This is a genomic window from Streptomyces coelicoflavus (assembly GCF_045041415.1).
GTDB classification, from domain to species: Bacteria; Actinomycetota; Actinomycetes; order Streptomycetales; family Streptomycetaceae; genus Streptomyces; species Streptomyces coelicoflavus.
This window is the reverse complement of record NZ_CP108218.1, coordinates 3,327,101-3,339,255: the sequence shown is the minus strand read 5'-3', so window position 1 is coordinate 3,339,255 and position 12,155 is coordinate 3,327,101. Positions and strand designations below refer to the sequence as shown.

General features: G+C 75.0%; 13 protein-coding genes and 1 pseudogene. 10 read left to right on the top strand and 4 right to left on the bottom strand.

What is annotated here, in order from left to right; translation table 11 throughout:
- The first annotated feature begins 117 nt into the window (after nt 1-117).
- The gene (glmS, locus tag OHA99_RS14605; RefSeq protein WP_153178376.1) at nt 118-1,965 is read left to right on the top strand and encodes a glutamine--fructose-6-phosphate transaminase (isomerizing); all 1,848 of its coding nucleotides are present in this window, start codon (nt 118-120) and stop codon (nt 1,963-1,965) included.
- 24 nt (nt 1,966-1,989) lie between these two features.
- Here glmS and OHA99_RS14600 read toward each other — a convergent pair whose 3' ends face one another.
- Both OHA99_RS14600 and OHA99_RS14595 read right to left on the bottom strand, forming a co-directional pair.
- Nucleotides 1,990-2,475, bottom strand: a complete 486-nt coding sequence (locus OHA99_RS14600; RefSeq protein WP_381501880.1) for an ASCH domain-containing protein — start codon at nt 2,473-2,475, stop codon at nt 1,990-1,992.
- A 42-nt stretch (nt 2,476-2,517) separates the two neighbouring features.
- Nucleotides 2,518-3,975, bottom strand: a complete 1,458-nt coding sequence (locus OHA99_RS14595; protein WP_153178375.1) for an NAD(P)H-hydrate dehydratase — start codon at nt 3,973-3,975, stop codon at nt 2,518-2,520.
- A 98-nt stretch (nt 3,976-4,073) separates the two neighbouring features.
- Here OHA99_RS14595 and OHA99_RS14590 point away from each other — a divergent pair, with 98 nt between their 5' ends.
- Nucleotides 4,074-4,739: a helix-turn-helix domain-containing protein gene (locus tag OHA99_RS14590; RefSeq protein ID WP_405696103.1), complete on the top strand. Its 666-nt coding sequence runs from the start codon at nt 4,074-4,076 to the stop codon at nt 4,737-4,739.
- 3 nt (nt 4,740-4,742) lie between these two features.
- Here the strand turns inward: OHA99_RS14590 and OHA99_RS14585 are convergent, their stop codons facing one another.
- Nucleotides 4,743-5,114 carry a holo-ACP synthase gene (locus OHA99_RS14585; RefSeq protein ID WP_153178373.1) on the bottom strand — a complete coding sequence of 124 codons (372 nt, stop codon included), beginning with the start codon at nt 5,112-5,114 and terminating at the stop codon, nt 4,743-4,745.
- A gap of 89 nt (nt 5,115-5,203) precedes the next feature.
- Here OHA99_RS14585 and alr point away from each other — a divergent pair, with 89 nt between their 5' ends.
- The 4 genes from alr (at nt 5,204) to OHA99_RS14565 (ending at nt 8,669) form a co-directional block, all read left to right on the top strand.
- Complete coding sequence (gene alr, locus OHA99_RS14580) at nt 5,204-6,379, top strand: alanine racemase (protein WP_164383567.1); 1,176 nt, start codon at nt 5,204-5,206, stop codon at nt 6,377-6,379.
- Between the two features lie 113 nt (nt 6,380-6,492).
- Nucleotides 6,493-7,752 carry an alpha/beta fold hydrolase gene (locus tag OHA99_RS14575; RefSeq protein ID WP_405696101.1) on the top strand — a complete coding sequence of 420 codons (1,260 nt, stop codon included), beginning with the start codon at nt 6,493-6,495 and terminating at the stop codon, nt 7,750-7,752.
- Nucleotides 7,724-8,278, top strand: a complete 555-nt coding sequence (tsaE, locus tag OHA99_RS14570) for a tRNA (adenosine(37)-N6)-threonylcarbamoyltransferase complex ATPase subunit type 1 TsaE (protein WP_381549160.1) — start codon at nt 7,724-7,726, stop codon at nt 8,276-8,278. The genes OHA99_RS14575 and tsaE overlap by 29 nt, the downstream gene beginning before the upstream one ends.
- Nucleotides 8,279-8,450: 172 nt before the next feature.
- Nucleotides 8,451-8,669: a hypothetical protein gene (locus OHA99_RS14565; protein WP_153178370.1), complete on the top strand. Its 219-nt coding sequence runs from the start codon at nt 8,451-8,453 to the stop codon at nt 8,667-8,669.
- A 107-nt stretch (nt 8,670-8,776) separates the two neighbouring features.
- On the opposite strand, the gene OHA99_RS14560 is transcribed toward OHA99_RS14565, so the two are convergent.
- The gene (locus tag OHA99_RS14560; protein WP_165685080.1) at nt 8,777-9,331 is read right to left on the bottom strand and encodes a hypothetical protein; all 555 of its coding nucleotides are present in this window, start codon (nt 9,329-9,331) and stop codon (nt 8,777-8,779) included.
- Between the two features lie 205 nt (nt 9,332-9,536).
- Here OHA99_RS14560 and tsaB point away from each other — a divergent pair, with 205 nt between their 5' ends.
- From tsaB to OHA99_RS14540, 4 genes and pseudogenes are all read left to right on the top strand, one after another.
- Nucleotides 9,537-10,190 carry a tRNA (adenosine(37)-N6)-threonylcarbamoyltransferase complex dimerization subunit type 1 TsaB gene (tsaB, locus tag OHA99_RS14555; protein WP_153178368.1) on the top strand — a complete coding sequence of 218 codons (654 nt, stop codon included), beginning with the start codon at nt 9,537-9,539 and terminating at the stop codon, nt 10,188-10,190.
- On the top strand, nt 10,187-10,720 hold the full coding sequence (gene rimI, locus OHA99_RS14550) for a ribosomal protein S18-alanine N-acetyltransferase (RefSeq protein WP_153178367.1): 534 nt from the start codon (nt 10,187-10,189) through the stop codon (nt 10,718-10,720). The genes tsaB and rimI overlap by 4 nt, the downstream gene beginning before the upstream one ends.
- On the top strand, nt 10,713-11,852 hold the full coding sequence (tsaD, locus tag OHA99_RS14545; RefSeq protein WP_153178366.1) for a tRNA (adenosine(37)-N6)-threonylcarbamoyltransferase complex transferase subunit TsaD: 1,140 nt from the start codon (nt 10,713-10,715) through the stop codon (nt 11,850-11,852). The genes rimI and tsaD overlap by 8 nt, the downstream gene beginning before the upstream one ends.
- Nucleotides 11,849-12,103: pseudogene (locus tag OHA99_RS14540) on the top strand (hypothetical protein); the annotation flags it as partial. The gene tsaD and the pseudogene OHA99_RS14540, both read left to right, overlap by 4 nt.
- Between the last annotated feature and the right edge of the window lie 52 nt (nt 12,104-12,155).

The window sequence follows — 12,155 nt, the reverse complement described above, 5'->3', positions numbered from 1 at the left end:
GCGGACGGCGCGGACCGGCGGGCAGCGTTCGTACCCCGGTGGGAATTTCCGATTTCGGGCATGGAAAGCCCGCTTCGCGACCGACGCGCGATCCATTCTGCTCGTAGGCTGCCGCTTATGTGCGGAATCGTGGGATACGTAGGGCCTCAGTCGGCACTCGATGTCGTGATGGCCGGACTGAAGCGGCTCGAGTACCGGGGATACGACTCGGCGGGCGTCGCCGTGCTCGCGGACGGCGGCCTCGCCACCGCCAAGCGGGCCGGCAAGCTCGTCAACCTCGACAAGGAACTGTCCGAACACCCGCTGCCGGCCGCCGTCACCGGCATCGGCCACACCCGCTGGGCCACCCACGGCGGCCCCACCGACGCCAACGCCCACCCGCACCTCGACAACGCGGGCCGGGTCGCCGTGGTCCACAACGGCATCATCGAGAACTTCGCGCCGCTGCGGGCCGAGCTGGCGGAGCGCGGCCACGAACTGCCCTCCGAGACCGACACCGAGGTCGTCGCCCACCTGCTCGCCGAGGAGTACTCCGGCCGCGCCGACCTCGCCGAGGCGATGCGGCGGGTGTGCGGGCGGCTGGAGGGCGCGTTCACCCTGGTCGCCGTGCACGCGGACGCGCCGGACGTCGTGGTGGGCGCGCGCCGCAACTCGCCGCTCGTCGTGGGCGTGGGGGAGGGCGAGTACTTCCTCGCCTCGGACGTCGCGGCCTTCATCGCCCACACCCGGGACGCCGTCGAACTGGGCCAGGACCAGGTCGTGGAGCTGCGCCGGGACGGCGTCACGGTCACCGGCTTCGACGGCACCCCGGCCGACGTCCGCTCGTACCACGTCGACTGGGACGCCTCGGCCGCCGAGAAGGCCGGCTACGCCTCCTTCATGCTCAAGGAGATCGCCGAGCAGCCCAAGGCCGTCGCCGACACCCTCCTCGGCCGCATCGACGGCTCCGGCACCCTCAGCCTGGACGAGGTGCGCATCCCGCCGGGGGTGCTCCGGGAGGTCGACAAGGTCGTCGTCGTCGCCTGCGGCACGGCCTTCCACGCCGGGCTCATCGCCAAGTACGCCATCGAGCACTGGACGCGGATCCCCTGCGAGGTGGAGCTGGCCAGCGAGTTCCGCTACCGCGACCCGATCCTCGACCAGCAGACCCTGGTCGTCGCCATCTCCCAGTCCGGCGAGACGATGGACACCCTCATGGCCCTGCGCCACGCCCGCGAACAGGGCGCCCGGGTCCTCGCCATCTGCAACACCAACGGCTCCACGATCCCCCGCGAGTCCGACGCCGTGCTCTACACCCACGCGGGCCCCGAGGTCGCCGTCGCCTCCACCAAGGCCTTCCTCACCCAACTGGTGGCCTGCTACCTGGTCGCCCTGTACCTGGGCCAGGTGCGCGGCACCAAGTACGGCGACGAGATCCGCGACGTCGTCCGCGACCTGTCCGGCGTCTCCGGCGCGGTCGAACGGGTCCTGGGGACCATGGACCCCGTAAGGGAACTGGCCCGCTCCCTCGCCCACAAGAACACGGTGCTCTTCCTCGGCCGGCACGTCGGCCACCCCGTCGCCCTCGAAGGCGCCCTGAAGCTGAAGGAGTTGGCGTACATGCACGCCGAGGGCTTCGCGGCGGGCGAGCTGAAGCACGGGCCGATCGCGCTCATCGAGGAGGACCTGCCGGTCGTCGTCATCGTGCCGTCCCCGCGCGGGCGCTCGGTCCTCCACGACAAGATCGTGTCCAACATCCAGGAGATCCGCGCCCGCGGCGCCCGCACCATCGTCATCGCCGAGGAGGGCGACGAGGCGGTCGCCCCCTACGCCGACCACCTCGTGCGCGTGCCGGTCACCCCGACCCTGCTCCAACCCCTGGTGGCGACGGTGCCGTTGCAGGTCTTCGCCTGCGAACTGGCCACGGCCCGGGGCAACGAGGTGGACCAGCCGCGCAACCTGGCGAAGTCGGTGACGGTGGAGTAGCCCCGGAGGGGCTTGGAGGGGCCCTCAGCCGGCGGTACCGGGCAGCACGGTGACGACCCGGAAGCGTTCCAGGACCGCCGGTGTCGCGTCGTCCACCGTGAACTCCGGATCGCCCATCGCCGCGCGCATCTCCTCGCCGTGCCAGAACCGCTCGTGGTCCGCACGCCACTCGGCCACGCTCGTGTGCCCCTCGCCCTCGTCGACCGCGTGGGCGAGGTCCACCTCGGCCAGCGGGACGACACGCACCTGTGTCACCTCGATGACGGCGACCGGGCGGCCGGACGAGTCGACGACCACCTCACGGTGCCCGGGCCGCGGCAGCGGATCGCCGTCGTGCTCGTAGTCGGCCACCAGGCCCGTCGTCGAGGTCTTCGAACCGTCGAGGATCGCGGCGACGAGCCGGTCGCGCAGCGGACCGGGGAACGCGAACTCCGCCCTGGGAAGCGCGTGGAGGTCCGGGAGGTCCGGGAGGTCCGGGAGGTGCGGGTCGGGGGCCGGTGCGGCGGTCATGTGCTCACCGTACCGGCGAGGCCCGCACCCGGGTCCGCGGTCTCATTCCCCCCGCACGTCCCGCCAGGCCCGCGGGATCGCCTCCGCCACGTCGTGCGCCCCCGCCGGTGCCCCCTGCGCCGCGAAGCGGCCCGCGAGGCCGTGGAGGTAGGCGCCCGCGCTCCCCGCGTCCACCGCCGACAGGCCCGCCGCGAGGAGTGAACCCGTCAGGCCGGACAGCACGTCCCCGCTGCCGGCCGTGGCGAGCCACGACGTCCCCGTCGCGTTGACCCGGACGGGACCGCCCCGCGCACCGGCCACCAGCGTCGTCGACCCCTTCAGCAGCACCGTCGCCCCGTACCGCGCCGCCAGTTCCCGCACCGAGTCCAGCCGCGCTCCCTCGACCTCCTCCCGGCCCACCCCGAGCAGCGCCGCCGCCTCCCCGGCGTGCGGGGTCATCAACGTCGGTGCCGTGCGCGCCCGCACCGCCTCCGCGTCGGCCAGCCGCAGGCCGTCCGCGTCGATCAGCACCGGCACCTCGGCCGCCAGCACCTGGGCCACCGTCGCCGCGTCGTCACCGGCCCCCGGACCGACCACCCAGGCCTGGACCCGCCCCGCCCGCTCGGGCCCCCGGTCGGACACGAGCGTCTCCGGGAAGCGGGCGATCACCGCGTCCCCCGCCGGACCGACGTACCGCACCGCCCCGGCCCCGCCCCGCAGCGCGCCCGACACGGCCAGGACGGCCGCGCCCGGATAACGGGCCGACCCGGCGGCGATGCCCACGACCCCGCGCCGGTACTTGTCGCTCTCCGCCGCCGGTACCGGCAGCAGCCGGGCCACGTCCGCGTGCTGCAACGCCTCCAGTTCCGCCCCCTCGCGGGGCAGGGGCAGGCCGATGTCCACCAGCCGCACCGACCCCGCGTACTCCCGCGCCGGGTCGATCAGCAGCCCCGGCTTGTGCGTCCCGAACGTCACCGTCAGGTCGGCGCGCACCACGTCCCCCCGCACCCGGCCGGTGTCCGCGTCGACCCCGCTCGGCAGATCGACGGCGACCACGGCGGCCCGGGAGCGCGCGGCCGCGTCCGCCAGCGGCACCGCCTCCTTCCGCAGCCCGCCCGCGCCGCCGATCCCGACGATGCCGTCGAGGACGAGATCGGCCCGCGCGATCAGCTCCTCCGGGGAACCGGAAGCCCCGTCCCCGGCAACCCGCCCGCCCGCGCGCCGCAGCGCCGCCAGACCCGCGCCGTGTGCCCGCTCCGGCGACAGCAGCACCGCCGTCACGCCCGCGCCCCGCCGGGCCAGCCGCGCGCCCGCGTACAGGGCGTCGCCGCCGTTGTCGCCGCTGCCGACCAGCAGCACCACCCGGCTGCCGTAGACCCGCCCGGCCGCCCGGCCCAGCACCTCCGCGCAGGCGGCGGCAAGACCGGCCGCGGCCCGTTGCATCAGCGCCCCCTCCGGCAGCCGGGCCATCAGCTCCCGTTCGGCGTTCCTGACCGTCTCCACCCTGTACGCAGTCCGCATGCCGTCGAGTCTTCCCCGTACGCCCGGAACACGCACGGCCGGCCGGCCCCCGGCGTCCCCGGCGTCCCGCGGGACCGGGGATGGGGGACAGTTGTCCCATGAGCAGCGGTGATGATGTCGGCGGTGTCGACGGCGGTGTTGACGGCGGTGACGACGAGACGGCCCAGGTGATGGCCTCGCTCGGGACCCGCCTGCGTGCCGTCCGGCAGGCCCGCGGGCTCACCCTGGCCCAGCTCGCCGCCGTCACCGGCATCTCCGTGAGCACCCTGTCCCGGCTGGAGTCGGGGCGGCGCGAGCCGGGACTGCGGCACCTGCTGCCGCTGGCCCGGGCCCACCGGCTCGCCCTCGACGAACTCGTCGGCTCGCGCACCGGCGACCCCCGCGTCCACCCCCGCCCCTTCACCCGGCACGGACAGACATGGGTCCCGCTCACCCGGAACCCCAACGACGGACTGCACGCCTACAAGCAGATCCTCCCCGCCCCGGCCACCCCGCGCACCGGATCCACGCCGCGCCCCGAGCAGGGCTCGCACGAGGGCCACGAGTGGCTCTACGTGCTCTCCGGCCGCCTGCTGCTCGCCCTCGGCGACCACGACCTCGTCCTCACGGCCGGGCAGACCGCGGAGTTCGACACCCGTGTCCCGCACGGCATCGCCAACGCCGGGGACCGTCCCGTCGAGTGGATCGCCCTCTACGGCGCACAGGGCGAACGCATGCACATCCGGGTCCGGCCGACCGCCGGCCGGACGCACGACGCCCCCTGAGCGTCACGCCTCCGCGATCACCACCGCCGACGCGATCCCCGCGTCGTGGCTCAGCGACACGTGCCAGGACGCCACGCCCAGTTCCGCCGCCCGCGCCGCCACCGTCCCCGTCACCCGCAGCCGCGGCTGCCCGCTGTCCTCGACGTACACCTCGGCGTCCGTCCACAGCAGCCCCGCCGGTGCGCCCAGCGCCTTGGCCAGCGCCTCCTTCGCCGCGAAGCGGGCGGCGAGCGAGGCGACGCCCCGGCGTTCACCGCTGGGCAGCAGCAGCTCGCTCTCCACGAAGAGCCGCCCCGCCAGGGCCGGTGTGCGCTCCAGCGACGCCCCGAACCGCTCGACCTCGGCCACGTCGATCCCGACCCCGATGATGCTCATGCGGGGCACCCTAACCACTGCCGGGCACCCGCCCCTCCCCGGCGGCGTGCGACGGGGGCGGCCGGGTGCTCTGAGAGACTGGGGGCACGATGAGCGAGACAACTGCCCGGCCGGAGGCGGACGCGGTACTGCGTGCCCGGGCCGAGATCGACCTGGCCGCCCTGCGGGCCAACGTCCGCGCGCTGCGCGAACGGGCCCCCGGCGCGGCCCTCATGGCCGTCGTCAAGGCGGACGCCTACGGCCACGGCGCCTTCCCCTGCGCCCGCGCCGCCGTCGACGCGGGCGCGACCTGGCTCGGCACGGCCACACCGCAGGAGGCGCTCGCCCTGCGGTCGGCGGCGGCCGGGCTGCCGGACGACGTACGGATCATGTGCTGGCTGTGGACGCCCGGCGGGCCCTGGCGGGAGGCGGTCGAGGCCCGTCTCGACGTGTCCGTCAGCGGAATGTGGGCCATGGAGGAGGTCGTCGCGGCCGCCCGGGCGGCCGGGGTGCCCGCACGCGTGCAGCTCAAGGCCGACACCGGGCTCGGACGGAACGGCTGCCAGCCCGGCGCGGACTGGGAGGACCTGGTCGGGGCCGCGCTGCGGGCCGAGGGGGAGGGGCTGCTGCGGGTCACCGGGCTCTGGTCCCACTTCGCCTGCGCCGACGAGCCCGGCCACCCCTCCATCGCCGCCCAGCTCACCCGCTTCCGGGAGATGACGGCCCACGCCGAGCGGCAGGGCCTGCGCCCCGAGGTGCGGCACATCGCCAACTCGCCCGCCACCCTCACCCTCCCCGACGCCCACTTCGACCTCGTACGCCCCGGCATCGCGATGTACGGCGTCTCGCCCAGCCCCGAGATCGGCGTGCCCGCCGACTTCGGGCTGCGCCCGGTGATGACGCTGGCCGCCTCCCTGGCCCTGGTCAAGCAGGTCCCCGGCGGCCACGGCGTCAGCTACGGGCACCACTACACCACCCCCGGCGAGACCACCCTCGGCCTCGTCCCGCTCGGCTACGCGGACGGCGTCCCGCGCCACGCCTCCTCCACCGGCCCGGTCCTGGTCGACGGCAAGTGGCGCACGGTCGCGGGGCGGATCGCGATGGACCAGTTCGTCGTCGACCTGGGCGGGGACCGGCCCGAGCCCGGCGCGGAGGCCGTACTGTTCGGCCCCGGCGACCGCGGCGAACCCACCGCCGAGGACTGGGCCCAGGCGGCGGGCACCATCGCGTACGAGATCGTCACCCGGATCGGAAGCCGCGTCCCGCGCGTCTACGTCAACGAGTGACGGCCGTACCGGCGGCGCGCGGTCAGGTGGAACGGCGATCGGCAGCGGGCTGGCGCACAGCGGCCCGGTGAACCCGGCGAACCCGGCGAGTCCGGTGAAGAGGAGCGGTGCACGTGAGCGAGAGCAACGGGGAGGCCGTCGTGGCGGCCGTCGCCTCCGCCACGGAGGCCGCGAGCGAGGTCGCCGCGGGCGGCTGGCGCCGGGCGACCGGCATCGCCGGCGTCGCGATAGGCGTGGTCGCGGCGGGCGCCGCGGCCGGTGTGGCGATAGAACGGCTCACCGTCGGGCGCGGGATGCGCCAGAAGGCCCGCCTCGCCCTGGACTCGGCGGGCCCCTACGGCGGACTGCGCGGCACCCCCGGCACGGCGTACGCCGAGGACGGCACCGAGCTGTACTACGAGGTCGACGACCTCGATCCGGAGGCCGACGCCGAGGTCCACCGCGCCCCGCGCCGCAGGCGGCTGTTCGGCCGCCGGGCGCCCGCGCCCGTCACCGTCGTCTTCAGCCACGGCTACTGCCTCAACCAGGACTCCTGGCACTTCCAGCGGGCGGCCCTCAGAGGCGTCGTCCGCACCGTCCACTGGGATCAGCGCAGCCACGGCCGGTCCGGCCGGGGCGTGGCCCAGACCCGGGACGGCCGGCCGGTCAGCATCGAGGAGCTGGGCCGCGACCTGAAGGCCGTCATCGACGCGGCGGCGCCCGAGGGCCCGATCGTGCTGGTCGGGCACTCCATGGGCGGCATGACCGTGATGGCCCTGGCCGACGCCTTCCCCGACCTGATCAGCGAGCGCGTCGTCGGCGTCGCCCTCGTCGGCACGTCGTCCGGGCGGCTCGGCGAGGTCAACTTCGGGCTGCCGGTGGCCGGGGTCAACGCGGTGCGGCGGGTGCTGCCGGGCGTGCTCAAGGCGCTGGGGCAGCGGGCCGAGCTGGTGGAGAAGGGGCGGCGGGCGACGGCCGACCTGTTCGCGGGGATCATCAAGCGGTACTCGTTCGCGTCCCGGGACGTCGACCCGGCCGTGGCCCGGTTCGCGGAGCGGATGATCGAGTCGACGCCGATCGACGTCGTCGCCGAGTACTACCCGGCCTTCAACGACCACGACAAGACCGAGGCCCTCGCCCGCTTCACGGACCTGCCCGTGCTCGTGCTGGCCGGGGTGCGGGACCTGGTGACGCCGAGCGAGCACAGCGAGGCGATCGCCGGGCTGCTGCCGGACGCGGAGCTGGTGCTGGTCCCCGACGCGGGGCACCTGGTGATGCTGGAGCACCCGGAGCTGGTCACCGACCGCCTCGCCGACCTGCTCACCCGCGCGGGCGCCGTGCCGGCAGCGACTACGGTGGACGGTTATGGAAGCACCAGCAGCACAGGGCCCTGAACCGTCCGGACCCTCCGGACCCTCCGGAGCCTCAGGGCCGGCCCCCGACGTCGAGATCACCGTCACCTCGCCCGAGCAGATGCGGGAGCTGGGCCGCAGGCTCGCCAAGCTGCTGCGCGCCGGTGACCTGGTGATGCTCAGCGGTGAGCTGGGCGCGGGCAAGACGACCCTGACCCGCGGTCTCGGCGAGGGCCTCGGCGTGCGCGGCGCCGTCACCTCCCCGACCTTCGTGATCGCCCGCGTGCACCCCTCGCTCGGTGACGGTCCGCCGCTCGTCCACGTGGACGCCTACCGGCTGTCCGGCGGGCTCGACGAGATGGAGGACCTCGACCTCGACGTCTCCCTGTCCGACTCGGTGATCGTGGTCGAGTGGGGCGAGGGCAAGGTCGAGGAGCTGACCGAGGACCGGCTGCGGCTGCGGATCGACCGGGCCGTCGGCGACACCACCGACGAGGTGCGGCACGTGACGGTGACCGGTCTCGGCGAGCGGTGGGCCGGGGCCGACGCGAGCGTCCTCGCCGGCTGAGCCGCCCCCGGCGCGGCTCCGGTACGTCCTCGGCGCGCCCCCGCGCGCCTCCGATTTTCCGACAACGCGTCGGCAAAAGATTGCGTTTCGGGTGTTGCCCGTGGTCACATGGTACTCAGCTCGTAGTTAGGCATGCCTTACTGCGCCCGCCCCCGAGCTTCAGGAGGCGTCCATGTCGTCCATGTCCCAGGCTCAGCCGCAGGGCCGCCCGGAGTCCCAGTCGCCCGCGCCCGCCGGGGTGTCGATGCGCGACCTGCTCGCCTCCTGCGCCGCCGCGACGGCGGTCTCGACGCCGCCCCGCGCCCCGGAGCCGGAGACGCGCCGGCCGGTCCGCGAGCGGCCCGGCCACCGTGCCGCGGGCGACGGCCGCGACCACCGCGAGGCCGCCTGACGCCCGCGCGCCGTCAGGGGGAGACGAGGGCGAGGCGGGCGACCCGGCCCCGCGTGCGCGGTCAGGGGGAAGACGCGGGCGAGGCTGCGACCCGGCCCCGCGCGCCGTCAGGGGACGACGACGACCTGCCGCCCGATCGTCGCGAACGTCCACATCGCGTCGCCGTCCGCACGCGACTCGCGGATGCCGCCGGTGCGCCGGTCCGGGTCGGGCTTCGCGGTCGAGCCGTCGACCGCCGCGCTGAACCCGACCGCCACGCCCTCGGTGCTGGTGAAGCGCACCACGTGTTCGACCGGGACGCCGTCGGACCCGGTGACCCGGTTGGACCGGGAGGTGACCCGGTAGGTCCCCGGCGCCGGGTCGACCGTACTGGGCGTGACCTCGTAGGTGCGCTGGACCTTGTTCGCCGGGCCGACCAGCCACACGCGGTCGTCGTCCACCGAGTACACCACCCGTTCACCCGTTCCGGACCCCGCGGGCAGGGCGTCGGGGTGCCGCCGGTCGCGCGGTGCCTTGACGGCGCCGGGGGCCGGGCTGACGGTCGCGCGGGAGCGGTCGAGGTCGGCCGGGGCGCTGACGGACGCCTGGTGGGCGAGGACGCCGACCGTCACGAAGGCCGCCGTGACGAGGCCGGTGACGATACCGGCGCTGCTGCTTGCCACTGGCGACCACCTCGTCGTCGTACTTCGTGCGACCTGCGTGCTCCGTGCTGCGTGCTGCGTGCACCGCGCTTCCGGGCGACGGTAGCAGTACGTGAGTGAGTGAACGCGGAGTGCGACACGAGGTGCGGGGGCGGGCCGGCCGCGCGTTCCCGGAGTTGTCCACAGGGCGTCCGGCGCGGACCGCGCGGCGCCGTAGGCTGTTTGCGTGCTCTTGCTCGCTCTGGATACCGCCACGCCCGCCGTGACCGTCGCGCTGCACGACGGTACGGACGTCATCGCCTCGTCGAGCCAGGTGGACGCCCGCCGCCACGGTGAGCTGCTGCTGCCCGCCGTCGACCGGGTGCTCGCCGAGGCCGGCCTGCGGCTCGACGCCGTCACCGCCGTCGTCGCCGGCACCGGTCCCGGCCCGTACACGGGGCTGCGCGTCGGCCTGATGACCGCGGACGCCTTCGGGCTCGCGCTCGGCGTGCCCGTGCACGGCGTGTGCACGCTGGACGGCCTCGCGTTCGCCGCCGACCTGGAGGGCCCCTTCGTGGTGGCGACCGACGCCCGCCGCAAGGAGGTCTACTGGGCGCGGTACGCCGACTCCCGCACCCGCCTCACCGACCCGGCCGTCGACCGCCCCGCCGACATCGCCGGGCAGGTGGCCGGCCTCCCGGCCGTCGGCGCGGGCGCGCTGCTGTACCCGGACACCTTCCCCCGGGCGCACGAGCCGGAGCACGTGTCCGCCGCCGCCCTGGCCCGGCTGGCCGCCGAGAGGCTCGCGGCGGGGGAGGAGCTGCCCGCGCCCCGGCCGCTGTATCTGCGCAGGCCCGACGCCCAGGTCCCCAAGAACTACAAGGTGGTCACCCCGAAGTGACCGAGCCAGCCACCGCCGAGTCCGCCCCCGCCGCGCTGCGCGAGATGCGCTGGTGGGACATCGACCCCGTGCTCCTCATGGAGCGCGAGCTGTTCCCGGAGGACGCCTGGTCCCGGGGGATGTTCTGGTCCGAGCTGGCCCACGCGCGCGGTCCGGGGGCCTCCCGGCGCTACCTGGTCGCCGAGGACGACGGCCGGGTCGTCGGCTACGCGGGCCTGGTCACCTCCGGCGAGCAGGCCGACGTGCAGACCATCGCCGTCGCCCGCGACCACTGGGGCACCGGGCTCGGGGCGCGGCTGCTGACCGAGCTGCTGCGCGCGGCGACCGACTTCGAGTGCGCCGAGGTGCTGCTCGAGTGCCGGGTGGACAACACCCGCGCCCAGCGGCTGTACGAGCGCTTCGGCTTCGAGCCCATCGGCTTCAGACGCGGCTACTACCAGCCGGGGAACGTGGACGCCCTGGTGATGCGCCTGACCGACCCCTCCACCTCCGTACCGGGAACCGAACGAGGAACCGACAACCATGGCTGACTCACGCGACGAGCCTCTCGTCCTCGGGATCGAGACCTCCTGCGACGAGACCGGCGTCGGTGTCGTGCGCGGCACCACCCTGCTGGCCGACGCCGTCGCGTCCAGCGTCGACGAGCACGCCCGCTTCGGCGGCGTCGTCCCGGAGGTGGCCAGCCGCGCCCACCTGGAGGCGATGGTGCCGACGATCGACCGCGCCCTGAAGGAGGCGGGGGTGAGCGCGCGCGACCTCGACGGCATCGCCGTCACCGCCGGACCCGGCCTCGCGGGTGCCCTGCTGGTCGGCGTCTCGGCGGCGAAGGCGTACGCCTACGCGCTCGGCAAGCCCCTGTACGGCGTCAACCACCTCGCCTCGCACATCTGCGTCGACCAGCTGGAACACGGCGCGCTGCCCGAGCCGACGATGGCCCTGCTGGTCTCCGGCGGGCACTCGTCCCTGCTGCTGTCCACGGACATCACCTCGGACGTCCGCCCCCTCGGCGCCACCATCGACGACGCGGCCGGCGAGGCCTTCGACAAGATCGCCCGGGTGCTGAACCTGGGCTTCCCCGGCGGCCCGGTCATCGACCGGTACGCGCGCGAGGGCGACCCGAACGCGATCGCCTTCCCGCGCGGTCTGACCGGCCCGCGCGACGCGGCGTACGACTTCTCCTTCTCCGGTCTGAAGACGGCCGTGGCCCGCTGGATCGAGGCGAAGCGGGCGGCGGGGGAGGAGGTGCCGGTGCGCGACGTGTCGGCCTCCTTCCAGGAGGCGGTCGTGGACGTGCTGACCCGCAAGGCGGTGCGGGCCTGCAAGGACGAGGGCGTCGACCACCTGATGATCGGCGGCGGCGTGGCCGCCAACTCGCGGCTGCGGGCCCTGGCCCAGGAGCGCTGCGAGGCGGCCGGGATCCGGCTGCGGGTGCCGCGCCCCAAGCTGTGCACGGACAACGGCGCCATGGTGGCCGCGCTCGGCGCCGAGATGGTCGCCCGCAACCGGGCCGCCTCCGACTGGGACCTGTCGGCCGACTCCTCCCTCCCGGTCACGGAACCGCACGTGCCGGGACAGGGCCACACGCACGACCACGGCACCGGTCACGGTCACCACGGCCACGATCACGTCCACGAAGTGAGCAAGGAGAACCTGTACTCGTGACCGTCGCGCTGATGTGGGAGGCGCGGGCGCTTCCCGGCCGGGGCGCGGAGCTGCTGGCCTGGGCCCGGGCACAGCCGCTCGCCGGCACCCCGGCCCGTCGGGAGACCCTGCGCGCCCCGCAGGACCGGGTCCTCGTCATCACCTGGTGGGACGCCCCGTACGACGCCGAACTCCCGGAGCTGCCCGAACCGGACGAGGGTCTGGTGGCGCGCGCGGTGCACCGCTGGCGGTTCGAGTCGGCCGACGGTGACACGGGCCGGCCGGCCGAGGGCGACGAGAGGCGGTCGGCCGAGGGCGAGGAGA

Coding starts and splice junctions, on each gene's coding strand:
- OHA99_RS14595 (WP_153178375.1), bottom strand. CDS start 3,975: ATGCGGACTGCGTACAGGGTGGAGACGGTCAGGAACGCCGAACGGGAG.
- OHA99_RS14600 (WP_381501880.1), bottom strand. CDS start 2,475: ATGACCGCCGCACCGGCCCCCGACCCGCACCTCCCGGACCTCCCGGAC.
- glmS (WP_153178376.1), top strand. CDS start 118: ATGTGCGGAATCGTGGGATACGTAGGGCCTCAGTCGGCACTCGATGTC.
- OHA99_RS14565 (WP_153178370.1), top strand. CDS start 8,451: ATGTCGTCCATGTCCCAGGCTCAGCCGCAGGGCCGCCCGGAGTCCCAG.
- OHA99_RS14590 (WP_405696103.1), top strand. CDS start 4,074: ATGAGCAGCGGTGATGATGTCGGCGGTGTCGACGGCGGTGTTGACGGC.
- alr (WP_164383567.1), top strand. CDS start 5,204: ATGAGCGAGACAACTGCCCGGCCGGAGGCGGACGCGGTACTGCGTGCC.
- tsaD (WP_153178366.1), top strand. CDS start 10,713: ATGGCTGACTCACGCGACGAGCCTCTCGTCCTCGGGATCGAGACCTCC.
- OHA99_RS14585 (WP_153178373.1), bottom strand. CDS start 5,114: ATGAGCATCATCGGGGTCGGGATCGACGTGGCCGAGGTCGAGCGGTTC.
- tsaE (WP_381549160.1), top strand. CDS start 7,724: ATGGAAGCACCAGCAGCACAGGGCCCTGAACCGTCCGGACCCTCCGGA.